This is a genomic window from Streptomyces sp. NPDC005808 (genome assembly GCF_042871385.1).
Taxonomy (GTDB): domain Bacteria; phylum Actinomycetota; class Actinomycetes; order Streptomycetales; family Streptomycetaceae; genus Streptomyces.
This window is the reverse complement of sequence record NZ_JBIAIK010000005.1, coordinates 1-22,288: the sequence shown is the minus strand read 5'-3', so window position 1 is coordinate 22,288 and position 22,288 is coordinate 1. Positions and strand designations below refer to the sequence as shown.

The window sequence follows — 22,288 nt, the reverse complement described above, 5'->3', positions numbered from 1 at the left end:
AGTATCGTCGCAGGGACTGTCATCCGCACAGCTCTTGACTCGATCTTGTGCGGATCACAGCGCAGCGCGAAGCTCCCCGCAACGCCCCCCTTCCCCTGAACACGCCCTCGGTATGTGTTCGGTTCCCGTCCGGGGTGGGGGCGGGGGGCGGGTTTTTTCGCCCCCTCCGCCCCTGCCCGTCCCTTGTTTCTGGGGGCTGCCGCCCCCAGACCCCCGCTTCGCGCTGGACGCGCTCGTCCTCAAGCGCCGGACGGGCTAATGGGGGTTAGCCCCTCCGGCGTTTGAGGAGCGGGGGTTTGGGGGCGGAGCCTCCAAGTGACGGGAATGGGAAGGGGCGGAGGGGGCGAAAGAAGCCTTTCAGTTCCCCTCGTAGAACGCTCGCACGCGGGTGTGGGTGTCGGCCGGGGCCCGTACGTGGTCCAGGCCCAGGAGCGCTGCGCCCAGGACCGGGCGGGCGGTGACCACCTGGGGGACCGCCTTGGGGGCCCGGTCGGCCAGCAAGTCCCGTATACCGGTGTCGAGTTGGGGGTGGCGGGCGGCGAGGATGCTGCCGCCGAGGAGGACCGGGACGGGTTCCTCCAGGAGGGACAGGCGGGTCAGGGCGACCGTGGCCATGGCCACTACCTCCTCCGCGAGACGGTCCACGAGGGAGCGGGCGACCGGGTCGCCGTCGACCGCCGTGGCGAACAGAACCGGCGTCAGCTCGTGCCGCCGGGCCTCATCGAGGTGTTCGAGGTGGAGCGCCTCGATGAGGGCGTACATGGAGGGCAGGCCGAAGTGCGCGGGCAGGGTGCGGGCGAGAGCGGTGGGCCCGCCCCGGCCGTCCTCGGCACGCGCCGCGTGCCACAGGGCCTCCTCCGCGAGCCCCCCACCACCGCCCCAGTCCCCGGAGAGACGACCGATCGCGGGGAAGCGCGCGGTGAGCCCGTCGGGCCGCATGCCGACGCAGTTGATGCCCGCCCCGCACACCACCGCGACCCCGCGCGGCTCGGCGATCCCGGCCCGCAGGATCGCGAAGGTGTCGTTGCGCACCTCCACACTCGCCCCCCACGCACGCGCGTCCAGCGCCGCCGCCAACCGCTCCTCCTCGACGGGGAGATCGGCGTTGGCGAGGCAGGCGGAGACATGGGCGACCGAGGTGACGCCCGCCTCGGCGAAGGCCCGGCCGACGGTCTCGGCCAGCGAGTCCACCGCCGTCTCCACGCCGACCACCGGCGGCCGGAAACCGCCGCCGCGCGCCGTCCCGACCACCCGTCCGTCCGCGGCCAGTACGGCCGCGTCGGTCTTGCTGTTCCCGGCGTCGATGGCCAGGACCAGGGCCGCGGGGCCGGACCCGGCGGCGCCGGATCCCGATGAGGTCATGCCCACGCGAGGTGCTCCCGGTTGTGCGCGATCAGCTGGTCGGTGAGGGCGTCGGCGTACGCGTGCTGGCCGATGAGGGGGTGGGCGAGGAGAGCGCGGAACACACGGTCCCGGCCGCCGCGCAGGGCCGCCTCCAGGGCCAGGTCCTCATACGCCGTGACGTTCGCCATCAGGCCCGCATAGAGCGGGTCCACGGGCGGCACCGGCAGCGGTGCCGGTCCCTGGGAGCCGATCGCGGCCTGCACCTCGATCACGGCGTCGGCCGGCAGGAAGGGCAGCGTCCCGTTGTTGTACGTGTTCACCACCTGGTAGGGGCTGCCGCCCCCGCCGAGCAGTGCCGCCGCGAGGTCCACGGCCGCCTCCGAGTAGTAGGCGCCGCCGCGCCGGGCGAGCAGCTCCGGCTTCTCGTCCAGCGTCGGGTCGCCGTACATCTTCAGCAACTGCCGTTCCATCTCCGCCACTTCGGATGCCCGGGAAGGGCTGGTCCGCAGTTCTCGTACGACCTCGTCGTGCGCGTAGTAGTAGCGCAGGTAGTACGAGGGGACGACGCCGAGGCGGTCGACGACGCTGCGCGGCAGGTGCAGGTCGTCGGCAATGGTGTCGCCGTGTTCGGCGAGGAGTTGGGGCAGGACGTCCTCCCCCTCGGGGCCGCCCAGGCGCACACCGGTTTCCCAGCTGAGGTGGTTGAGTCCCACATGGTCCAGGTGCACCTCGGCGGGTGTGACCCCGAGCAGCGCGGCGAACTTCCGCTGGAAGCCGATCGCCACGTTGCACAGTCCGACGGTCTTGTGGCCGGCCTGGAGCAGGGCGCGGGTCACGATCCCGACCGGGTTGGTGAAGTCGATGATCCAGGCGTCCGGGTTGGTGCGGCGGACGCGCTCGGCGATGTCGAGGACCACGGGCACCGTGCGCAGCGCCTTGGCGAGGCCGCCCGCCCCCGTCGTCTCCTGCCCGACGCAGCCGCACTCCAGCGGCCAGGTCTCGTCCTCGTTGCGTGCCGCCTGCCCGCCGACGCGCAGTTGCAGCAGTACGGCGTCGGCGCCCTCGACGCCCGCGTCCAGATCGGCGGTCGTGACGATCCTGCCGGGGTGCCCCTGCCGCGCGAAGATCCGCCGGGCCAGGCCGCCCACCAGCTCCAGGCGTTCCGCCGCCGGGTCGACGAGCACCAGCTCCTCGACGGGCAGGGTGTCCCGCAACCGGGCGAAGCCGTCGATGAGTTCGGGGGTGTAGGTCGACCCTCCGCCGACCACGGTGAGTTTCATGCGTGTCAACCCTTCACTCCGGTGAGCGTGACACCTTCGACGAACGCCTTCTGCGCGAAGAAGAACACGAGGATCACGGGGGCCATGACCAGCACGGTCGCGGCCATGGTCAGGTTCCAGTCGGTGTGGTGGACGCCCTTGAACGACTCCAGACCGTAGGAGAGCGTCCAGGCGCCGGGGTTCTCGGAAGCGTAGATCTGGGGCCCGAAGTAGTCGTTCCACGCGTAGAAGAACTGGAAGAGGGCGACCGCGGCGATACCCGGTTTGGCCATCGGCAGGACGATCTTCAGGAGCACCCGCAGGTCTCCGCAGCCGTCCACCTTCGCCGCGTCCAGGTACTCGTTCGGGATCGTCATCAGGAACTGGCGCAGCAGGAAGATCGAGAACGCGTCTCCGAACGCCATCGGGATGATCAGCGGCCACAGGGTGCCGGACAGGTCCAGCTGCTTCGCCCAGAACAGGTACATCGGGATGACGACGACCTGCGGCGGCAGCATCATCATCGAGATGACCAGCATCAGCGACAGATTCCGGCCCCGGAAGCGGAACTTGGCGAGTGCGTAGGCGACGGGGATCGAGGAGACCACGGTGAGGACGGTGCCGGCACCGGCGTACAGGAGAGTGTTCTTCCACCAGGTCAGAAAGCCCGGGGTGTCGAAGACCTTCCGGTAGTTGCCCCACTCCCAGGTGTGCGGGATCAGGTCGCGGCTGAGTGCCTGGGTGTCGCTCATCAGCGAGGTCAGGAAGACGAACACGAAGGGCAGCACGAAGAAGAGGGCGGCCGCGACGCCGAGGGCGTGCACGGCGATCCACTCCAGGAGCGCCCTGCGGCGGGCGGTGCGCTCGGCGGGCGAGACGGGGGCCTTCAACTCCGTGGGTTTGTCCAGTACTTGAGTGGTCATGGTGTCATTCACCTGCCTGGATGAGACCGCCCCGGCGCCGCATCAGGAACGCGGTGAACACCATGGACAGGGCGAACAGCACCAGCGCGACCACACAGGCGGAGCCGTAGTCGAAGCGCTGGAAGCCGAGGTTGTAGACGAGCTGGGGGAGGGTGAGCGTCGACTTGTCGGGATAACCCGGCACGAACTGGGTTCCGGCGCCCTGGATGACGCCCGACGCGACCTTCCCGGCGATCAGCGGCTGTGTGTAGTACTGCATGGTCTGGATCACGCCGGTGACCACCGCGAACATCACGATCGGCGAGATGTTCGGCAGCGTCACGTACCGGAAGCGCTGCCACGCCGACGCGCCGTCCAACTCGGCGGCCTCGTACTGCTCCTTGGGTACGTCGAGCAGCGCGGCCATGAAGATGACCATCAGGTCGCCGACACCCCACAGGGCCAGCATGGTCAGGGCCGGCTTCGACCACGCCGGGTCGTTGAACCAGCCGGGCGCCGGGATCCCGATGCTCTCCAGGATCGAGTTGACCGGTCCCGTACCGGGGTTGAGGAGGAAGGCGAAGGCCATCGTGGCGGCGACCGGCGGGGCGAGGTAGGGCAGGTAGAAGAGGGTCCGGAAGACCCCCGGGCCCGTCCTGATCTTCGTGATCAGCAGGCCGACGCCGAGCCCGAAGAGGACCCGGAGGCTCACCATGATGACGACGAGCCACAGGGTGTTCCTCAACGCGGGCCAGAACAGCGGGTAGTTCTGGAAGACGTAGACCCAGTTCTTCGTCCCGACCCACGTCGGCGGCTGGAAGCCGTCGTAGTGCATGAACGAGAAGTAGACCGTCGAGAGCAGCGGATACGCGAAGAAGACGGCGAATCCGATCAGCCAGGGCGACATGAAGGCGGCCGTCTTCAGCGCCGCCCGGCGGCGCTTGGCGCGCAGTGTGTACGTGGCGCTCATGATGCTGCTACTTCGCCTGCGCGATGTCCGTGTCGATCTGCGCGGCGGCCTTCTTCAGGCCCGCCTTCAGATCGGTTTCCTTGCCGCTCTCGTAGTCGTATCCGAACTCCTGGATCGTCACGAGATACGAACCACCGTTGATCGAGGCCGGAGTTGTCGTCGAGTTCGGGTTCGCCGCGATGTCCAGGAAGGTCTTGAAACGCGGGTCGTACTTCAGGTCGGGCGACTTGAGGGCGGCGAGTGTCGAGGGCACGTTGTGGATGGCGTTGGCGAAGCCGACCACGGCGTCCGTGTCCGTGGTCATGTACTTCACCAGCTCCCAGGCCGCGTTCTGCTTCGTGCTGGTGGCGGCGATACCGGCGATGGTGCCGGTGATGTAGCCCTTGCCGTACTGGTCCGCCTGGTCGTCGGGTACGGGCAGCGGCGCGACGCCGATCTCGAAGCCGGGCTTGGCCTCCTCGGCCATGCCGAGCCGCCATTCTCCGTCCAGCTGCATGGCGACCTGACCGGTCTGGAAGGGGTGCTTGGGGCCCCACTCGTCACCGAGCTTGGAGCGGTACGTCTCCAGCTTCTGAAAGCCGCCGAGTTCGTCGACGAGCTTCTTCTGGAGCGTGAACCCGGCCTCGAAAGCGGGGTCCTTGGCGATGTTCGACTTGCCGGCCGAGTCGAAGTACGTCGGCGAGAACTGCCCGAAGTAGTGCTCGGTCGTCGACTCCCAGCCGTGGTAGTTCGGCATGAAGCCGAGCTGGGAGTAACTGTCGCCCTTGGAGACGGTCAACTTCTTGGCGTCGGCCTCGAATTCGGACCAGGTCTTCGGGGGGCTGGTGATGCCCGCCTTCTCGAAGGCGGTCTTGTTGTAGTAGAGGCCGTACGCGTCACCGAGCAGCGGCGCCGTGCAGCGGTTGCCCTCGAACTGGGTGTACTCGTTCATCGCCTTCGGGAAGGTCTTCTCCGGGTCGATGCCCGCCTTCTCGAAGAAGGGGTTGAGGTCGACGAAGGCGCCCGACGAACAGAACTTGCCCACGTTGTTGGTGGTGAACGAGGAGACGACGTCGGGGGCGTTGTCGCCGCCCGCGCGCAGCGCCTGGTTGATCTTGTCGTCCGTCATGTTGCCGACGATCTTCACGTGGATGTTGGGGTGCGCCTTCTGGAAGCCCGCGACCAGGGACTTCACCGCCGCGACCTCGGCCGGCGCGCTCCAGGCGTGCCAGAAGTTGATCGTCGTCTCCTTGGACGCGTCGTCGTTCGCGCCGGATTCGGTCTGGCCGGTACAGGCGGAGGTGAGGAGGGCTATGGAGGCGGAGGCGGCGAGCGCGACGGCCACCTGTCGGGACATTCCGGGCATGGCGGGGTCTCCCTAGGGCAGGGCGGGACTGGGCAGTGATGATGCTGGAAGCGGGTTTACGGGTCAGCGGGAGGTGTCGAACACCTCGTCGCGGGTGGCCGCCAGTGCGCTTTCCAACGCGCCGCGCAGCACGGGGTGTTCGTGTACGTCGCCGAGCACGAGGTGCGGCCGGGACGCGGCCAGATCCTCCAACTCGGCCTGGACAAGGGCGCGCAGCGGTTCGCCGCCGGCGGTGAGCGAGGTGCCGCTGAGTACGACCAGTTCGGGGTCGAGCACGGAGACGAGCGAGGCCAGACCGGTGGCGAGCCCGGTCGCGTACGTCTCCAGAAGCTGCCGGTGGGGGCCGTCCTCGTGGGAGGCGGCCCGCTGGACGAGGGCGGCGGCGACCTCGGCGTACGAACCACTGGGTACGGGCCCGATGCCCAGTTCGCGGGCGAGCTGGGGGATGGCCTGCGAACCGGCAAGCTCCTGGTAGCCGCCGCTGTTGGCCTTGGTGACCTGCCGTACGAGCGGCGCTCCCGGCACCGGCAGGAAGCCGACCTCGCCCGCGCCGCCGGTCCAGCCGCGGTGCAGCCGCCCGCCGAGCACGAGCGCGGCACCGAGTCCCTCTTCGTTCCACAGGAGCACGAAGTCCTCGTGTCCCCGCGCCGCACCGAGCCGCTGCTCGGCGATGGCGACGAGGTTGACGTCGTTCTCGTACTCGACGGGCATCGGCAGAGCGGCCGCCAGCTCGTCGAGGATCCCGGCGGAGTGCCAGCCGGGCAGGTGTGAGGCGTACCGCAGCCGCCCGGTGTTGGGGTCGAAGGCGCCGGGCGTCCCGATGGTGACCCGGCGGACGTCGTCCCTGGCGAGCCCCGCCGCCTTCACCGCACCGTCGAGGGCGTCGGTGACCTGGTGTACGACGGACCCGGCGGGGCGTCGGCCGGGCGTGGGGAGCTCGTACTCGCCCACCGTCCGCCCGGTCACGTCGGCGACGGCGGCGAGGATGCGCTTGGGGGTGACGTCCAGGCCCGCCGCGTAACCCGCGCCCGGATTGACCGCGTACAGCTGGGCGTTGGGGCCGGGGCGGCCCTCGATGGTCCCGGTGGCGAGCACGAGTCCGGCCGCCTCCAGGCGCGCCAGGAGCTGGGAGGCGGTCGGCTTCGAGAGGCCGGTGAGCTTCCCGATCCTGGTCCGCGACAGCGGGCCGTGCGCGAGCAGCAGGTCCAGGGCGGCACGGTCGTTCATGGCACGCAGGACGCGCGGGGTGCCCGGCGTGCCGGCGGATCCTGCCATGAGTGCGCCACCTGCCTTTCCGCCGCTCAGCCTCCCAGCGTGGCCGCCGAGAAGTCCACCGGAAGTCCATTGTTAGGAAGGTTTCCTATTGGTGCGAGAAGCTAATCCGAGGCAGATGGGGGCGTCAATAGCGGCCGCTGGTGGCAACAAAGTCGTTACTTGCGGAGGCGGTGAGGTGCGTACCTAGTCGTCGGGCACGACCGGGGCGGTACTGATCCGCCCGGTGGCACGGCTTCGCCCCACGAAATTTGCAATTCCCGTATGACCAAGGGCACTCGGAGTCCTACGCTGCTAGCTGAGCGTATTGGACACATCGGGGGCTACTGTGGCGACCTTCAACATCAATCAGCAGAGCGGCAACATCCAGCAGGCCGACGTGATCCACAACCACGCCGGTCCACCGGGAGAATTGACGCAGACGCTGACCCGGCTCGTCGCGGAGCTGCGGGCGCAGTCCACGCAGGGCGACGACCGTGCGGCCCTGGCCGCGACCGAACTGGTGGGGGCGCTGGAGGAGGCCTCGTCACCCGACGCGCGTCCGGGCCGTATCCACGCGGCGCTCACCAAGGCCGCGGAACTGCTCGCCGGAGTCGCGACGGCGGCCGGAATAGTCGGCTCGCTCGAAGCGATCGCCGCGTCGCTGCCGCTCGGCTGAGCCGGCATGGCGGACTTCCGGATCGGTCGCCAGCAGGCCGACCTCATCCAGCAAGCGGACAACATCTACAACTACGCCGCCCCACCGGTGGATCACCGGGCGGCGGCCGAGGCCGCGCTCTCAGCGCGGGAGTACGAGAGCGCGATCGGCCATCTGAAGCAGGTGGTCGAGAAGGATCCCGGCGACGCCCTCGCCCGCTTCCGGCTGGTGCTCGCCGCGCTGCGCGGCCGCCACCCGGACCACTACGGCGCACGGCAGACCCAGGCCCTGACAGAGCGCCTTGTCCGGCTGGCCGCCGACGATCCCGACTGCCACCACGCCAAGGTGCTCGCGCTCGTCATCAACGACGGCATGCTCACGCGTGGCAGCGGTCGGCCGAGGCAGCCGACGGCCGACACCCGGCGGCTCGTCGCCCTCGTCGACCCGGCGAGAGGCCGGGAGATCCTCGCGCACGTGCCCGTGCCGGACAGCCCGACCTGGGTCCTGCTCGACCGCTCGCTGCGCGACTGACACCCCGCTCGCTCGACAGATGGCGCGACATCCCGTTCGAAACCTGCTCGACATGCCGATCGCCACCGCGCTCGACATCCCGTCCGCATCCCGTCCGCCGCGGTGCCCGACACCGCGCTCCAAACCCCGCCAGAACTCCAGGGAGAACCCTCGTGACCTTTCCGCCGCCGCCCATGGCCCCCATGCGTCCCCCGGCGCAGTGGATCGCCCGCTACTTCGTCGACCCGCCCAACCCGGACGATCTGAAGGCCGCACAACTGAAGCTGGCGATCGGCGGCGGCGGTCTCGTGCTCGGACTGGTGCTGCTCGTCTCCGGGACAGAGGCTGCCGCCCTGGGCGCCGTCTCGTTCGTGGTCGGCTTCATCCTCGGGGTCAAGGGCTGGAACGCCAAGCGCGCGTACGATGCCGCGTACGCCCTGGCCATGCCGCGCCCCTCAGACATGGACATCGACCAGCTCATCGCCACGGACGGCTTCTCGATCGTGAACCGGTCGCTGCCGCAGCTCGGACTCACCCCCGCCGACCTGGTGGCGCCCCGTGGCGTCACCGGATCCGGCGGGGCGAGCTTCGACGACATCGCCGCCAACGCCGGACAGGGCGGTTCCGGCGGACCGGGGAACAACCAGCTGGTGGTCTCGGGCCCCGCGTTCCCCTGCCGCAGCGCCATGGGTGACGACGGGCGGATCCGGTACTCGAAGTACGAGTTCATGGTGATCTGCCCGACCCACTACCTGCTGGCCATCTACCGCTGCGAGCTGGACCTCTACAGCGGAGAGCTGAAGGCGGAGCAGACGCACGAGTACCACTACCAGGACGTGGTGGCCGTGCGCACCGAGTCCGTGCCGCTGTACCGGGGCGGCATCGCCATCGAGCCGAGGCCCTCGCAGATCGCGGCCTTCGCGCGGTTCGACACCGTGCGGCGGATGCAGATCGTCGTGTCCAGCGGTCACAGCACCGCGGTCACCCTCAGGGTGTCGAGTGCCGCCGACGTCACCGTCGACTCGAACGACCCGCTGGACTTCCCGCAGGTGCTTGAGCGCGTCCGCGCGACGCTGCGGGAGAAGAAGGGCGGCGTCCGCGCGCCCGACGAGGATCTGCTCTGAGCCATTGCCGAACGCGAGTGGCGCGCCGGGGCCGGGAACGGGGCGTTGCGCATGACTTCGCCGAAGCCTTGACTCGGGCGTCGCACCTCGCCGCGCAGGCAGCTGGGCAACGGGGTCCTGGAATTGAACCGACGGGGAAACCAAGCAACGCGACTCCACCCAACTCGGGACAGTCCGGGGACTCCACCAAACGAGGTGCAGCTCGAGTGGGATCTTGCTGGGTCGTCCGATCTGCTCGCGAGTGCGGAGGAGTGACGGGAATGGCGCTAGCGCGGGGACGTGCCGGAAGGGCGCTGAACGAGCAGAAGGGGCGGCCGATGACCATGCCGTACGCGGACGGGGGCGGTCCGCTCATTCCCCGGCCCGAGTTCACGCTTCCGGCCCTGCGCCAGGCCGTGGCCACGGTCGCTCCGTCCCGCCTCCCCGAGTTCTTCGAGGACCTCCAGAAGGCCTTTGTGCGGGCCGGCGACGAGGACAGCGTCGTACCGATCCGGATGTTCTATCGGGAGTGGGGCGTCGTCGTGGAGATCGAGCGGCACCCGGAGACCGCACGGCGGCTGCATGCGGCCGAGCAGGAGATCAGCAACCCGGATCCGGCCGTCTGTGACCTGGCCATTCGCGAGGCCGGTGAGATCGTGCGCGCCGCGCATCGTGAGGTCGCGGGTGGCTGATTGGCATTGGGAGCCGTTTCAGGACGATCTGCTTGACGGGCTTTCAGATGTGGCGCGCGCCGAGACCGAGCGGCTGGCCAACGAGATCGCCGTGCGTGAGTCGATGGTCTTTCCGGAAGGTGCCGCCTACGCAGGACCGAGGCCGGGCGTGCGGACCGAAAGCATGCTCATCTGACCGACGTACGCGGCGAGCGGATCATGGTGGTCCGGGTGAGCTGGTTCGGATGCCCCGCTCCCCTTCAGCCTTCCAGGAACGGAGCCGTGTCGAGGGTCGGGTACGGGGAGGGAAGCGGAAGCGGCTGCCCCAGATCGACCTTCGTCTCCGTGTCGTAGTACGCCTTGGTGGGGTCGTCGCCGGGGAGGATCGGGTCCGAGTAACAGTGGGCTGTCTTCGTGTCGTGGTTGATCAGGACGTAGACGGGGACGCCGGTGGTGGCGTAGGTGCGCAGCTTGGGGCCGGTGTCCGTCTCGTGGTTGGTGGAGGTGACCTCGCCGACCAGGGCGATCATGCCGATGGGGTACCAGCCCTTGTGGGCCTTGAGGTACGACACGTCCAACTCGGTGGGTTCGCGGTGCAGGACGTAGAAGTCAGGAATGACGAGGTCCCTCGTGCTGCCGTCTTTGTGGGCGGCGCGGAACCCCATGCCCATACCCGCCAGCTCGAACCCGGCGGTGCAGAACTGGACAGTGAGCCCGACGGCGCTCTTGCTGTGGTGGTAATCCGGCTGCGGCGGCACGATGACCGTCCCCTCGATGTACTCGGGCCGAATCGGCATCGGAGACGCCTCTTCGAACGCGATCAACAGATCGATGGGGTCCACCTGCGTCATGACCGGCTCCGTAATCGGTTCGGCGCTCATCGCTGGTTCTCCTTGTCGCAGTGGTGCCAGGCTACGCCCGCACTGGGTGCCCCGGCAGAACCATGAGGCACCTGGAGGTCCCACGACCTGGGAATATCGCACCGGTTCACTCGAACGAGCGTGCTGAACCGTTACGGCTGCCGACCGCCTACTTCGACACGTTCGTCGGCGGCGTCAGCGGTGAAGCCGCCTGGGACTGCGGGGACGTCGAGGAGGCGTAGGCGGACGGGGCCGCCATGCCCGCCGTCGGGTCGGCCGCGGGCTCGCCCTCCGGCTGGACCGGGAGGCCGCCGACGATGCGGATGTCCGCGGCGTCGAAGGCGCGCTTGATACGCCAGCGCAGTTCGCGTTCGACGCTCAGAGCCTTGCCGGGCATCGTCTTCGCGGAGACGCGGACGACCATCGAGTCGAGGAGGACGGTGTCGAGGCCGAGGACCTCGATCGGACCCCACAGGCGCTCGCTCCAGGGCTCTTCCTTGCTCATGGCCTCGCCGACCTCGTTCAGGACGGACTGGACGCGGTCCAGGTCCTCCGAGGGCGGGACCGTGACATCGACGCCGGCCGTGGCCCAGCCCTGGGAGAGGTTGCCGATGCGCTTGACCTCGCCGTTGCGGACGTACCAGATCTCGCCGTTGTCGCCGCGGAGCTTGGTCACGCGCAGGCCGACCTCGATGACCTCGCCGGAGGCGACACCGGCGTCGATCGTGTCCCCGACGCCGTACTGGTCCTCCAGGATCATGAAGACGCCGGAGAGGAAGTCCGTGACGAGATTGCGGGCGCCGAAACCGATCGCCACGCCCGCGACACCCGCCGAGGCGAGCAGCGGCGCCAGGTTGATCTCGAACGTGCCGAGGACCATCAGCGAGGCCGTGCCCATGATCACGAAGGACGCGACCGAGCGGAGCACCGAGCCGATGGCCTGGGAACGCTGGCGGCGGCGTTCGTTGTTCACGAGGAGACCGCCGAGCGCCGTGCCGTCCACCGCCTGGGCGGTGGAGTTCATGTGCTCTATCAGCTTGCTGATCGCCCGCCGTACCGCCACTCTCAGCACCGCCGCGATCACCACGATCAGCAGGACCCGCAGGCCGATGCTGAGCCACGTCGACCAGTTCTGCTCGACCCAGCTAGCGGCGTTGGTCGCGCTTTCCTGGGCGTCCTGGAGCGTGGCGGTCGCCGGGCCCGTCGTCGACGGGGTGGGGGAGGGCGACGGCGTGACGGCGGCGAGTAGGACGTGCAAGGACACAGCTGGTACCTCCAGGCGTAGCTGTCCGCCCGCGGCAGGGACATATGAGGGGCACCGATCGGGCAGAACCACCACACTAACGGGGCATTGTGTGTCGATCGTTGCCATGTTGAGGGGAGAGGCCGTGCCCACCTGGGGAAGTAGGGGGTGTGGTCGAAAACACTCCCAGCCCGTTACCGGCACATGGTGGCGCTTCCACCAGGCGTTCGGGGACACTGGCCACAGATCGTCCCGGCGCGAGCCACGCGCCGCCGGCGTAATAGGAGGCATCCGTGCCGCACGTCCTGGTCCTCAATGCGTCGTACGAGCCGCTCGGCGTCGTACCGCTTCGCCGCGCGCTCGTCCTCGTCCTGGAGAACAAGGCTGTCAGCCTCGAGGAATCCGGCGCCTTCATGCATAGCGCGACCGTTACTGTCCCCGCACCCAGCGTGGTCCGGCTGAAGAGGTTCGTACGGGTCCCTTATCGGGGGCCCGTTCCACTTACCCGTCGCGCGCTCTTCGCCCGCGACGGCGGCCGGTGCATGTACTGCGGTGGCGTCGCAACCAGCGTCGACCACGTCATCCCGCGCTCCCGCGGAGGTCAGCACGCCTGGGACAACGTGGTGGCGTCCTGCCGCCGCTGCAACCACACCAAGGCCGACCGTCACCTGGTCGAGATCGGCTGGCGCCTGCGCCATAAACCCGCCCCGCCGACGGGGCTCGCCTGGCGCATCATCGGAACCGGACACAGGGACCCGCGTTGGCTGCCTTACCTGCAGCCGTACGGCGCGGAGGACGCGATGGCCCGGATTGACGGCATTTCCGCCTGAGATCCGGGCCTTCGTGTTGCCGTTCACCGTCGTACGGCGCCACTGGGGCGCGATGGTGGCGAGGGCGAGCCCTCGGCGGGTCGCGGGGAGCCCGCTACGCACGTACGGCACCCTGTCGCCCCGTTCCGGCTCCCCAGGAGGACCCCTGTACCTCCCGGGGAGCCGGCAGCCGTTTCCACACATATCCGTGCGCCGGAGCTGTGTGAAATGTCACGTATAGCGCAGTTCGGTCGGGTGGACGGAGCGGCGCAGCAGCGGCAGTGAGGTGGCGGCTGCGAGCAGGCAGGCGGCGTACACGGCCACGGGGACCAGCAGGGGCAGCAGCGGCACCGCTGCGCCTCCGGCGGCGAGCCATGCGTACCAGGTGCTGATCGCCATGCCCCCGGCGCCGGCCAGCGCGATCGCGGGGGCCAGCGGCAGGGCCGTCTCCAGGAGCAGCGCCCGGCCGAGTACGGAGTGCGGCACCCCGGCGGCGGCCTGTGCCGCCAGCCCGCGGCGGCGGGTGGCCAGTGACTCGGCGGTGCCGACCGCGAGGCCCGAGAAGGTGATCGCCAGGGCGACCAGGATCGCCGCTCCTGTCAGATTGACGCCGGTCGTGTAGAAGGACATGTCCCAGGCCATCATCTCGGGGCCGCGCGAGTGGAGTATGTCCAGCAGCACCTGCCGGATGCCGACGAATCCGGTCCCCACGACGGTCACCAGCAGGACCGCCGCGTGGGTGCGGGCGGCGGCCCACGGGTCGTCGCGCAGCCGTCCGGCGGCGATGAGGGTCGCCGGGTCTCCGGTGCGGGCGGCGAGCCGGCGGCCGGTGACGCGGGCGGCGGCGCCGGCCAGCCAGACGGCACCCGCGCCGGTGAGAATCACCACGCCGAAGACGAGCGCCGGCGCCGTCTCGAACCCGCCGAAGGTGACCGGGGCGGTGAAGAGCCCCACGGTCAGGATCACCAGTGCCGCCCCGAGGAACGCGGCGCCCGGTCCCCGGCCCCTGCTCGCTCGCACCCGCCGCACCCAGCCCAGCGGTGAGGCGACCACGCGGCGCAGCGCGAGTGTGCTCACCAGGGCGCCCAGCACCGGCACGGCCACCGCGACACCCGCGAACGCCGCCCAGGCGGAGGCGGGCGGATTCCGCCACTCGCCCAGCACGAACAGCACGGAGAACACGGTGGTGACGGCCGACCCCGCGAGGCACGCGAGCCCCGTCTCCAGCGCGGCGATCCGCCGGACCTGGGCGGGGGCGGCCCCCGCCAGGCGCAGCCCTGCCAGCCGTCGGTCGCGGTGCACGGCACCGATCCGGGCGCACTGGCCGAGGAAGCCGAGTACCGGGACGAGCAGGAGGAGCAGGGCGAGGACGATGCCGGAGCGCTCGCCGGGCTGATTGAGCAGACCGTTGCCTATGGACACGTGGTACTGCCCCCGCAGCGAGGCGACCGCGACCGCCGCCAGCATGAACCCGGTGGCGAGCCCCGCCCCGACGGCCGTGAGCATGACGCGCCACCACTCCCGCCGGTCGGAACCACGGGTCAGCAGCAGCGCGAGCCGGAGATCCGCTCTCACGGGGTCACCTCCACGGACGCGTCGGCGGCCTCGGAGCCGACCGCTTCGGAGCCTGCCGCGGGCTCGGCTGCCGAGCCTGCTGTGGACTCGGCTTCCGAGCCTCCCGCGGGCTCGGCCTCGGAACCGACGATCACCCCGTCCCGCAGCGCGACCTCCCGGTCCGCGTACGCCGCCACCTGCGCGTCGTGCGTGATCAGCAGGACCGCCGTACCGGACTCGCGGGCCGTGTGGACCAGCGCGGTCATCACCTGCTCCCCGGCGAGGGAGTCCAGCGCGCCGGTCGGCTCGTCCGCGAAGACGGCCTTCGGGCCGGTCACCAGGGCCCGCGCGAGGGACACCCGCTGGGCCTGCCCGCCGCTCATCTCGCCGGGCCGCAGCGCTTCCTGCCCGCGTACGCCGAACCGCTCCAGCCACTCGCCCGCCCGCTCCTGGGCCGCCGTACGCGAGACGCCCGCGAGCAGCAGCGGCAGCGCCACGTTGTCGAGGGCGGTCAGCTCGGGGATCAGCTGGCCGAACTGGAACACCACCCCGAAGTCGGTACGCCGCAGCTCGCTGAGCCGTTTCTCGGGAAAGCGGTCGAGACGCTCACCGTCGTAGTCCACCGTGCCCGTGTCCGGGCGCACGATGCCGGCCAGGCAGTGCAGCAACGTGGACTTGCCACTGCCGCTGGCCCCGGTGACGGCCAGGATCTCGCCCGCGCGCAGGTCCACCGAGGCGCCGCGCAGCGCCGGGGTGGAACCGTGCGCCTTGAACAGGCTCCTGGCCGCCAGGAGTGGGTTGTTCATGCTGCGTCGACCTCCGCGGTCAGAGTGGTGAGCCGGGCCGCCGTCGTGGTCATCCAACGGAGGTCGGCGTCAAGGTGGTTGAGGGCGTAGTCGGCCGAGAGGACGGTCGCGAGATCGGCGCCCGGTGCGGTCTTCACCGCCGTGAGCTCACGCATCCGCGCCATGTGCGCGGCGCGCTGCGCCCTCAGATAGCCGGCCGGGTCCGCCGAGGTGAGGATCGCGACGACGACCTTCGCGAAGATCTCGTTCGTCACGAAGGGCGCCGGCGGTGTGATCTCCCCTGCCCACTGGGCCAGTTCACGGGAGCCGTCATCGGTGGAGCGGTACAGCGTCCGCTCCGGCCCGCCGTCCGAGCCGGTGCCGTCGACCTCGGCGAGACCGTCGCGGACCAGGCGCTGCAAGGTCGTGTAGACCTGCCCGTAGGCCAACGGGCGGGCCTGCGGGAAGCGTTCGTCATGGCGTCGCTTGAGGTCGTACCCGTGGCTGGGACCTCCGGCGAGCAGCCCCAGCAGGATGTGGCGGGTGCTCATGGCGATCATTATGTACTCGGTATATGTAGTGAGTGAATAGCTGAGGGCCGGGGATTGGCCGGAGATACCTGTGGACTGCGCCCAGGTGAGTGGCCGAAACCCCGTATTTGCACCAATCTGGAAGGGTTGCCGGGAACGGAACGTGACCAGTACCACGTTGTTCGTACGTGTACGTCTGTCGTCGCGCCCGCTGGGTAGGGCTGCGGTGAACCCGCTTCCAGCCGTACGACGACAAGGAGACCTTCGTGGCCGCTTCGGCACACCTTCTGCTCTCGGCCCTCTCCCGACGCGGGGCGGAGCCGTCAGCGGACCTTCGGGGCCCGTACCTGCGTGAGGACGACCCGCAGCTGTGCGTCTTCGGCGCGGAGGGCGCCTGCGCGGAGACCCCGCTGACCAGCGAACCCCCGCTCCCCGACGCCGAGCCGCTGACCAGTGAGCCGCCGCTGGCCGACGCGGCGCACCTGACGAGCGAGCCCACCTCCACCGGCGCCGCGTCGGGGATCTAGATGGCACGGCCCGCGGACCCGCCCCCGACGCCGCTGACCCGGCTCGCCGGACTGCACGGCGTCGCCACCTCCTACAGCCCGTCCCCCGACCGTACGGTCGCGGCCGCGGACACCGCCGTCGTCGCGGTTCTCGCGGCCCTCGGTGTCGACGCGAGCACGCCTGAGGCCATCGCCGCCGCCCTCGCGTCCCGGGAGGCCGAGGTGCGTGACCGGCTGCTGCCGCCGACCGTGGTGTGCTGGGGCGGCCAGGTACCCGAGGAACTGGCCGGGCTGCCGGACGGCACGCGCGTCCGCATCGAAACCGAACAGGGCGAGACCCGTGCATCGGCCGAGCAACTCCCGCTCGGCGTCCACGCGTTGCATGCCACCGCCCCCGACGGCCGCACCGCCGACACCCACCTCGTGGTGGCCCCCGCCCGGCTGCCCGCGCCGCCCGGACGCACGTACGGACTCCTCGTCCAGCTCTACTCCCTCCCCTCCCGCCGCTCCTGGGGCATGGGTGACCTGGGTGACCTCGCCGAGCTCACCGCCTGGGCGGGCCGGACACTCGGCGCCGGATTCGTGCAGGTCAACCCGTTGCACGCGGCGGTACCCGGCTCCCCCACCGACCCCTCCCCGTACCGGCCCTCCTCCCGGCGCTTTCCGGACCCGGTGCATCTGCGGATCGAAAACATCCCGGAGTTCGCCCACGTCGAGGACCGCGACCAGATCCGGACCCTGCTCGACCGCGCCGACCGGCTTCGCGAATCTGTGCTCCACAAGGGCGCGTTGATCGACCGTGACGCGGTGTGGGAGCTCAAGCGCGAGGCGCTGGAACTGGTGCGCGAGGTGCCGCTCGGTCCCGGACGGCGGGCCGAGTACGTCGACTTCCTCGCCGAGGAGGGCGAGGCGCTGGAGGACCACGCCACCTGGTGCGCGCTCGCCGAGGTGTACGGCTCCCGGTGGCAGGAGTGGCCCGTGGGCCTGCGCGACCCGCGCTCACCCGAAACCACCCGCGCCCGGGGGGAGTTGATGGACCGCGTCGACTTCCACAGCCGCCTCGCCTGGCTCACCGACGCCCAACTCGCCACCGCCCAGCGCTCCGCGCGCGACGCGGGCATGGCCGTCGGGCTCGTGCACGACCTCGCCGTCGGGGTGCATCCGGACGGGGCCGACGCCTGGGCCCAGCAGGAGTACTTCGCGGCGGGCATGTCGGTCGGCGCACCCCCGGACGCCTTCAACGCGCGCGGCCAGGACTGGGGCCTGCCGCCCTGGAGACCGGACCGCCTGGCCGAGTCCGGCTACGCCCCCTACCGCCGCCTCCTGCGCGCCCTCCTCCGCTCCGCGGGCGCCCTGCGCATCGACCACGTCATGGGTCTGTTCCGGCTCTGGTGGGTCCCGCAGGGGCAGCCGCCCACAGAGGGGACGTACGTCCGTTACGACGCCGAGGCGATGCTCGCGATACTGACCCTGGAGGCCTCACGCGCGGGGACGCTGGTGATCGGCGAGGACCTCGGCACCGTGGAACCCGGGGTGCGGGAGTCGCTGCACGAGCGCGGCGTGCTCGGCACGTCGGTGCTGTGGTTCGAACGGGACTGGGACGGCGACGGACTGCCGCTTCCCCCCGAACGCTGGCGCGCCGACTGCCTGGCCACCGCCACCACCCACGACCTCCCGTCCACCGCCGCCCGGCTCACCGGCGAGCACGTCGAACTACGCGACCGGCTCGGCCTGTTGACCGGCACCTTGGAGGATGAGCGGGCCGCCGCGGCCGCCGAGACGGGGGAGTGGCTGGCGCTGCTGGCCCGGCTCGGGCTGCTGTGGGGCGCGGGCGGTGGGTGCTCCACCGTGTCGGAGGAGGCCGAGATCCAGGCCGTGCACCGGTTCCTGCTGCGCACCCCGGCCCGCATGATCGGTGTCTGGCTCCCGGACACGGTCGGCGACCGCCGCCCGCAGAACCTGCCGGGCACGTGGGACCAGTACCCGAACTGGCGGCTGCCCATCGCCGACGCGGAGGGGCGGCCGGTGACGCTGGAGGAGTTGGCCGCCTCGCCCCGGCTGCACGCGCTGATCGATGTGCTCCGGGGCCGCGCGGGAGACGGCGGGCACGCGGGCGGGAGCCGCTGAGCCCTCCCTACGGCACCCCGCGAACCTCCCTACGGCACCCGCTGAGCCCTCCCTACGGCACCCCCGGGCGCGCGGGCCACTCGGGCGTTCGCTACGTTGGCACCGTGGACAAGAAGAACGCCCTGCGCGCCGGCGCCCTGGCTGCCGGTACGACGCTGATGATGCTGCTCATGACGTCTCCCGCGCTCGCGCTGACCCGCGACGACGGCGACGACCCCGGCACGGGCCTGAGCGTGATCGACACGCTGGGGCTCTTCGTCGCCGCTCCGCTCCTGCTGTTCGCGGTCATCGCCGGTCTTGTGATGGTTCTCGACAAGTCCGACAAGAACCTGGGCCAGAAGCAGAGCTACAAGTAGAGCTACTAGCGGGGCTACAAGTAGAGCTACTAACAGAGCTATAAGCAGAGCTATAAGCAGGGCTACAAGCAGAGCTAGGCCCGCTTCCGCCTCTTTCCGTTCCGTCGAGGGAGTCCGCGCCCGTTGGGGCCTGCGGGCTCCCTCGACGTGTTTCCCGGGGCCGCTGGTGCCCCTAGGGGTTGGGCGCCGTCAGATACCGCTGCACCGTCGGTCCCAGCCACACCACGATCTCCTCGCGGGACAGCGCCACGGTCGGCGGGAACCGCAGGACATAGCGGGTGAGCGCCAACCCGAGTAGCTGTGAGGCGCAGAGCGCGGCCCGGGCCGGCGCCTGCTCGGGATCGGGGCAGGCGCGCAGGGCGACGGGCGCGATCTGGTCCCTGAAGACGCTCTGCATCCGCTCGGCGCCGGCCTCGTTCGTGACGCCGACGCGGAGCATCGCGGTGAACACCTCGTTCTGCTCCCAGAGGTCGAGGAAGTGGCCCACCAGGACGCGGCCCACGTCGTGCGGGTCCATGTCCTGTGGATCCGGCAGTCGCAGATCGACGTCGAGGACGGCGGCGAACAGCCCGTCTTTCGAGCCGTAGTAGCGCATCACCATGGAGGGGTCGATCCGCGCGTCCTTGGCGATGGCGCGGATCGTGGCGCGCTCGTAGCCGTCGGCCGCGAAGCGTTCGCGGGCCGCGGCGAGGATCGCGGTGCGGGTGGCGTCGGAACGGCGGGGGGAGTCGGCGCTCGCGGGGGGTTCTTTCACTGCCATGCCAACAACCGTAGGCCAACATGCGTTGACAGTCCAGTGCGGTCGCCTTATGTTGGCAAACAAGCGTTGGCAAACAAGCGTTGGCATCAGGAGGTCGCCATGAACGGCAAGACCCGTACCGCATCCACCGCCACCGAGGCCGCCATTTCCGCGGAGTCCGCGGAGACCGCCGAATCGGCCGACTCCGCGGAGACCGCCGAATCGGCCGACTCCGCGGAGACCGCCGAGTCCGCCGCGACCGGGGCGCCCGGGGAGTCAGCCGCGCCCAGCGCCGTCATCGTCGTCGGTTCCGGTCCCACCGGGCTCCTGCTGGCCGGTGACCTCGCCACCGCCCACGTCCCCGTCACGCTCGTCGAGAAGCGCCCGCAGAAGATCAGCAATCTCTCGCGCGCCTTCGTCCTGCACGCCCGCAGCCTGGAGCAGCTCGACGCCCGCGGCCTCGCCGACGACCTGGAGGCCAAGGGGCAGACCCTCGACCGTATCCGGCTCTTCGGGCGGCTCACCGTCCAGCTCGGTTCTCTCCCCTCCCGTTTCAACCACCTCCTCGTGATCCCGCAGTACGAGGTGGAGAAGGCGTTGCGGCGGCGGGCGGAGGAGGCCGGGGTGCGGTTCGTGTACGAGACCGAGGTGACCGGACTGAGCCAGGACGCGGACGGGGTGAACCTCGAAGTCCGGGGTGCCGACGGGAAGCAGGCGGGGCTGCGGGCCGCGTACGTGGTCGGTGCGGACGGGATGCGCAGTGCGGTCCGTGACGCGATCGGGCTGTCGTTCCCCGGTAAGTCGGTCATCCGGTCCGTCATCCTCGCGGACGTGCTGCTCGATGAGCAGCCGGAGAAGGTCCTGACCGCCGACGCCGCCGGTGACGCCTTCGCCTTCATCGCGCCCTTCGGCGACGGCTACCACCGTGTGATCTGCTGGCAGCGCGGCCGCGAAATCCCCGACAGTGAGCCGGTCGGGCTCGACGAGATCAGGGAGATCACCCGCCTCGCCCTCGGCCGCGACTACGGCATGCGCGACGCCCGCTGGATGTCCCGTTTCCACAGTGACGAGCGCCAGGCGCCGGCCTACCGGGTGGGCCGGGTGTTCCTCGCCGGGGACGCCGCCCACGTCCACACCCCGGCCGGCGGTCAGGGGATGAACACCGGCCTTCAGGACGCGGCGAACCTGAGCTGGAAACTCGCGTCGGTCGTCAACGGCCATGCGGACACCGGCCTGTTGGACACCTACCAGGCCGAGCGCCACCCCGTGGGCAGGTCGGTGCTGCGCAGCAGTGGCGGCATCGTACGGCTCGCGATGGCCAAGGACCCCTGGACGCTGGCGCTCCGTGCCGTCGCCACCACGCTCCTCAACCACGTCGGCCCCGCCGGCCGCAAGGCCGCCGGCCAGATCACGGGCATCGGATACGAGTACGGGGCGGCGCGCGGCTCCCACCCCCTCGTCGGCAAGCGCGTACCGGACGTCGCTCTGGAGAACGGCCGTCTCTACGAGGCCCTGCGCGGCGGCAGGTTCGTCCTCGTCACCCCGGGGGTGGCTGCACGGGCGTACCGGGCCGGGGAGCACGAGGCTCGCAAGGACCGCCTCGCCGTGGAGAGTTGGGCGAGTGAGCGGCGTACGACCCTGCTGGTGCGGCCCGATGGGTACGTGGCCTGGGCCGCGGAATCGCCGGACGCGGAGACCGTCGAGGCGGCGCTCGCCGTGGTGCTGGGCGGGGCGCTGAGCGGGGCGCTGGGCGGGCAGGCGCTGGCCGGCCGAGTCCCTCAGTAACTGCCCCGGTAGGCGGTCAGTTGGCCTGTATGTTCGTCATCCGGAACAGGCCCCGCCGACTAGCCTCAGCGGTATGGGCGACGACGCTTCGGTGGCAGGTTTCTACGATCAGCTCGCGGCCGACTACCACCTCATCTTCGCCGACTGGGACGCGAGCATGGCCCGGCAGGGTGAGGCTCTGGACGCGATGATCCGGACAAGGCTCGGCGCGGGTCCCGCCTCGGTGCTCGACTGCTCCTGCGGGATCGGTACCCAGGCGATCGGTCTCGGCCGGTGCGGTCACCGGGTCACGGGTTCCGACATCAGTCCGGTGGCGGTCGGCCGCGCGGCGCGGGAGGCGGCTCTCCGCGAGGTGCGACTGCCCGCGGCCGTGGCCGACATGCGGCAACTGCCCTTCGCCGACGCCGCGTTCGACGTCGTCCTGTGCGCCGACAACGCCCTTCCCCACCTGCTCACCGAGGAGGACGTTCTTGCGGCACTCGCCGAGATGCGCCGCGTCCTCCGCAGCGGGGGACTGCTGGTCATCAGCACCCGCCCCTACGATGAGATCCTCGCGTCCCGGCCCCTCTCGGCCCCTCCGCAGCTCGCGCGGACACCGGGCGGCCGAGCCGTCACTTTCCAGCTCTGGGACTGGCACGACGACGGTGAACACTACGACCTGGAGTTCTTCCAGCTCCTTCCCGACGCAGACGACTGGCGCGTCACAGTGCGGCGCACCACCTACTGGGCCCTCACCCGGCGCAGGCTGACCGGCTTCGTCGCCGACGCCGGCTTCATCGAGGCCGAGTGGGCGGCACCGGAGGTCAGCGGCTTCTTCCAGCCGGTCCTCTCGGCGCGCAAGCGGTAAGCGGCCATGACCGGCGAGAACGGGTCATGGCCGGCGGGGGGGGGGGGGGGGGGGGGGGCGGCGGGCCCCCCCCCCCCCCCCCCCCCCCCCCGCCCCCCCGCCGGGGGGGGCGGGGGGGGGCGGCCGCCCCCCCC

At 70.6% G+C, this 22,288-nt stretch carries 23 protein-coding genes; 11 read left to right on the top strand and 12 right to left on the bottom strand.

The genetic code is table 11. The features are described 5' to 3' along the window. Positions 1-357 precede the first annotated feature (357 nt). The 6 genes from ACFYPC_RS12920 to ACFYPC_RS12895 all read right to left on the bottom strand — a co-directional run bounded on the left by ACFYPC_RS12920 (position 358) and on the right by ACFYPC_RS12895 (position 7,095). Positions 358-1,362: an N-acetylglucosamine kinase gene (locus tag ACFYPC_RS12920; RefSeq protein WP_388674387.1), complete on the bottom strand. Its 1,005-nt coding sequence runs from the start codon at positions 1,360-1,362 to the stop codon at positions 358-360. Then, positions 1,359-2,624: a 6-phospho-beta-glucosidase gene (locus ACFYPC_RS12915; protein ID WP_388674385.1), complete on the bottom strand. Its 1,266-nt coding sequence runs from the start codon at positions 2,622-2,624 to the stop codon at positions 1,359-1,361. Before ACFYPC_RS12915 ends, ACFYPC_RS12920 begins: the two co-directional genes overlap by 4 nt. A gap of 5 nt (positions 2,625-2,629) precedes the next feature. After that, positions 2,630-3,526, bottom strand: coding sequence for a carbohydrate ABC transporter permease (locus tag ACFYPC_RS12910; protein WP_388674383.1), 897 nt, complete (start codon positions 3,524-3,526; stop codon positions 2,630-2,632). A gap of 4 nt (positions 3,527-3,530) precedes the next feature. Beyond that, positions 3,531-4,475 carry a carbohydrate ABC transporter permease gene (locus ACFYPC_RS12905; RefSeq protein WP_388674381.1) on the bottom strand — a complete coding sequence of 315 codons (945 nt, stop codon included), beginning with the start codon at positions 4,473-4,475 and terminating at the stop codon, positions 3,531-3,533. A gap of 7 nt (positions 4,476-4,482) precedes the next feature. Beyond that, positions 4,483-5,820, bottom strand: a complete 1,338-nt coding sequence (locus tag ACFYPC_RS12900) for an ABC transporter substrate-binding protein (RefSeq protein ID WP_388674379.1) — start codon at positions 5,818-5,820, stop codon at positions 4,483-4,485. Positions 5,821-5,883: 63 nt separating this feature from the next. After that, positions 5,884-7,095 (bottom strand): ROK family transcriptional regulator, encoded by a 1,212-nt coding sequence (locus ACFYPC_RS12895; RefSeq protein WP_388674377.1) that lies wholly within the window; start codon positions 7,093-7,095, stop codon positions 5,884-5,886. Between the two features lie 325 nt (positions 7,096-7,420). Between ACFYPC_RS12895 and ACFYPC_RS12890 the strand changes: the two genes are divergently transcribed. The 5 genes from ACFYPC_RS12890 (at position 7,421) to ACFYPC_RS12870 (ending at position 10,209) form a co-directional block, all read left to right on the top strand. Next, complete coding sequence (locus ACFYPC_RS12890) at positions 7,421-7,750, top strand: hypothetical protein (RefSeq protein WP_388674375.1); 330 nt, start codon at positions 7,421-7,423, stop codon at positions 7,748-7,750. 6 nt (positions 7,751-7,756) lie between these two features. Further along, complete coding sequence (locus ACFYPC_RS12885) at positions 7,757-8,260, top strand: hypothetical protein (protein WP_388674373.1); 504 nt, start codon at positions 7,757-7,759, stop codon at positions 8,258-8,260. 152 nt (positions 8,261-8,412) lie between these two features. Next, the gene (locus tag ACFYPC_RS12880) at positions 8,413-9,363 is read left to right on the top strand and encodes a hypothetical protein (protein WP_388674371.1); all 951 of its coding nucleotides are present in this window, start codon (positions 8,413-8,415) and stop codon (positions 9,361-9,363) included. Between the two features lie 260 nt (positions 9,364-9,623). After that, the gene (locus ACFYPC_RS12875) at positions 9,624-10,034 is read left to right on the top strand and encodes a hypothetical protein (protein WP_388674369.1); all 411 of its coding nucleotides are present in this window, start codon (positions 9,624-9,626) and stop codon (positions 10,032-10,034) included. Continuing rightward, positions 10,027-10,209 (top strand): hypothetical protein, encoded by a 183-nt coding sequence (locus ACFYPC_RS12870; RefSeq protein ID WP_388674367.1) that lies wholly within the window; start codon positions 10,027-10,029, stop codon positions 10,207-10,209. Before ACFYPC_RS12875 ends, ACFYPC_RS12870 begins: the two co-directional genes overlap by 8 nt. Before the next feature lie 64 nt (positions 10,210-10,273). Here ACFYPC_RS12870 and ACFYPC_RS12865 read toward each other — a convergent pair whose 3' ends face one another. Beyond that, positions 10,274-10,894 (bottom strand): Uma2 family endonuclease, encoded by a 621-nt coding sequence (locus tag ACFYPC_RS12865; RefSeq protein ID WP_388674365.1) that lies wholly within the window; start codon positions 10,892-10,894, stop codon positions 10,274-10,276. Between the two features lie 148 nt (positions 10,895-11,042). Beyond that, a complete protein-coding gene (locus ACFYPC_RS12860; RefSeq protein WP_388674363.1) occupies positions 11,043-12,137 on the bottom strand; it encodes a mechanosensitive ion channel family protein in 1,095 nt (364 codons plus the stop codon). Between the two features lie 272 nt (positions 12,138-12,409). Between ACFYPC_RS12860 and ACFYPC_RS12855 the strand changes: the two genes are divergently transcribed. Beyond that, positions 12,410-12,946: an HNH endonuclease gene (locus tag ACFYPC_RS12855; protein WP_266699227.1), complete on the top strand. Its 537-nt coding sequence runs from the start codon at positions 12,410-12,412 to the stop codon at positions 12,944-12,946. Between the two features lie 210 nt (positions 12,947-13,156). Here ACFYPC_RS12855 and ACFYPC_RS12850 read toward each other — a convergent pair whose 3' ends face one another. The 3 genes from ACFYPC_RS12850 to ACFYPC_RS12840 are packed head-to-tail and all read right to left on the bottom strand — an operon-like array spanning position 13,157 to position 15,815. Continuing rightward, positions 13,157-14,500, bottom strand: a complete 1,344-nt coding sequence (locus ACFYPC_RS12850; protein ID WP_388674360.1) for an ABC transporter permease — start codon at positions 14,498-14,500, stop codon at positions 13,157-13,159. Next, positions 14,497-15,285, bottom strand: coding sequence for an ABC transporter ATP-binding protein (locus tag ACFYPC_RS12845; RefSeq protein ID WP_388674358.1), 789 nt, complete (start codon positions 15,283-15,285; stop codon positions 14,497-14,499). Before ACFYPC_RS12845 ends, ACFYPC_RS12850 begins: the two co-directional genes overlap by 4 nt. Further along, positions 15,282-15,815, bottom strand: coding sequence for a PadR family transcriptional regulator (locus ACFYPC_RS12840; RefSeq protein ID WP_388674356.1), 534 nt, complete (start codon positions 15,813-15,815; stop codon positions 15,282-15,284). The genes ACFYPC_RS12845 and ACFYPC_RS12840 overlap by 4 nt, the downstream gene beginning before the upstream one ends. A gap of 245 nt (positions 15,816-16,060) precedes the next feature. Here ACFYPC_RS12840 and ACFYPC_RS12835 point away from each other — a divergent pair, with 245 nt between their 5' ends. The 3 genes from ACFYPC_RS12835 to ACFYPC_RS12825 all read left to right on the top strand — a co-directional run bounded on the left by ACFYPC_RS12835 (position 16,061) and on the right by ACFYPC_RS12825 (position 18,783). Then, positions 16,061-16,321 (top strand): hypothetical protein, encoded by a 261-nt coding sequence (locus ACFYPC_RS12835; RefSeq protein ID WP_388674354.1) that lies wholly within the window; start codon positions 16,061-16,063, stop codon positions 16,319-16,321. Further along, positions 16,322-18,427 (top strand): 4-alpha-glucanotransferase, encoded by a 2,106-nt coding sequence (malQ, locus tag ACFYPC_RS12830; protein WP_388674352.1) that lies wholly within the window; start codon positions 16,322-16,324, stop codon positions 18,425-18,427. It abuts the gene before it with no gap. Positions 18,428-18,531: 104 nt separating this feature from the next. Further along, the gene (locus tag ACFYPC_RS12825; protein WP_388674350.1) at positions 18,532-18,783 is read left to right on the top strand and encodes a hypothetical protein; all 252 of its coding nucleotides are present in this window, start codon (positions 18,532-18,534) and stop codon (positions 18,781-18,783) included. A 172-nt stretch (positions 18,784-18,955) separates the two neighbouring features. Here ACFYPC_RS12825 and ACFYPC_RS12820 read toward each other — a convergent pair whose 3' ends face one another. Continuing rightward, the gene (locus tag ACFYPC_RS12820; RefSeq protein ID WP_388674348.1) at positions 18,956-19,543 is read right to left on the bottom strand and encodes a TetR family transcriptional regulator; all 588 of its coding nucleotides are present in this window, start codon (positions 19,541-19,543) and stop codon (positions 18,956-18,958) included. A gap of 99 nt (positions 19,544-19,642) precedes the next feature. Between ACFYPC_RS12820 and ACFYPC_RS12815 the strand changes: the two genes are divergently transcribed. After that, positions 19,643-21,307 (top strand): FAD-dependent monooxygenase, encoded by a 1,665-nt coding sequence (locus tag ACFYPC_RS12815; protein WP_388674346.1) that lies wholly within the window; start codon positions 19,643-19,645, stop codon positions 21,305-21,307. A gap of 73 nt (positions 21,308-21,380) precedes the next feature. Further along, on the top strand, positions 21,381-22,154 hold the full coding sequence (locus ACFYPC_RS12810; RefSeq protein ID WP_388674344.1) for a class I SAM-dependent methyltransferase: 774 nt from the start codon (positions 21,381-21,383) through the stop codon (positions 22,152-22,154). The last annotated feature ends 134 nt before the right edge of the window (positions 22,155-22,288 follow it).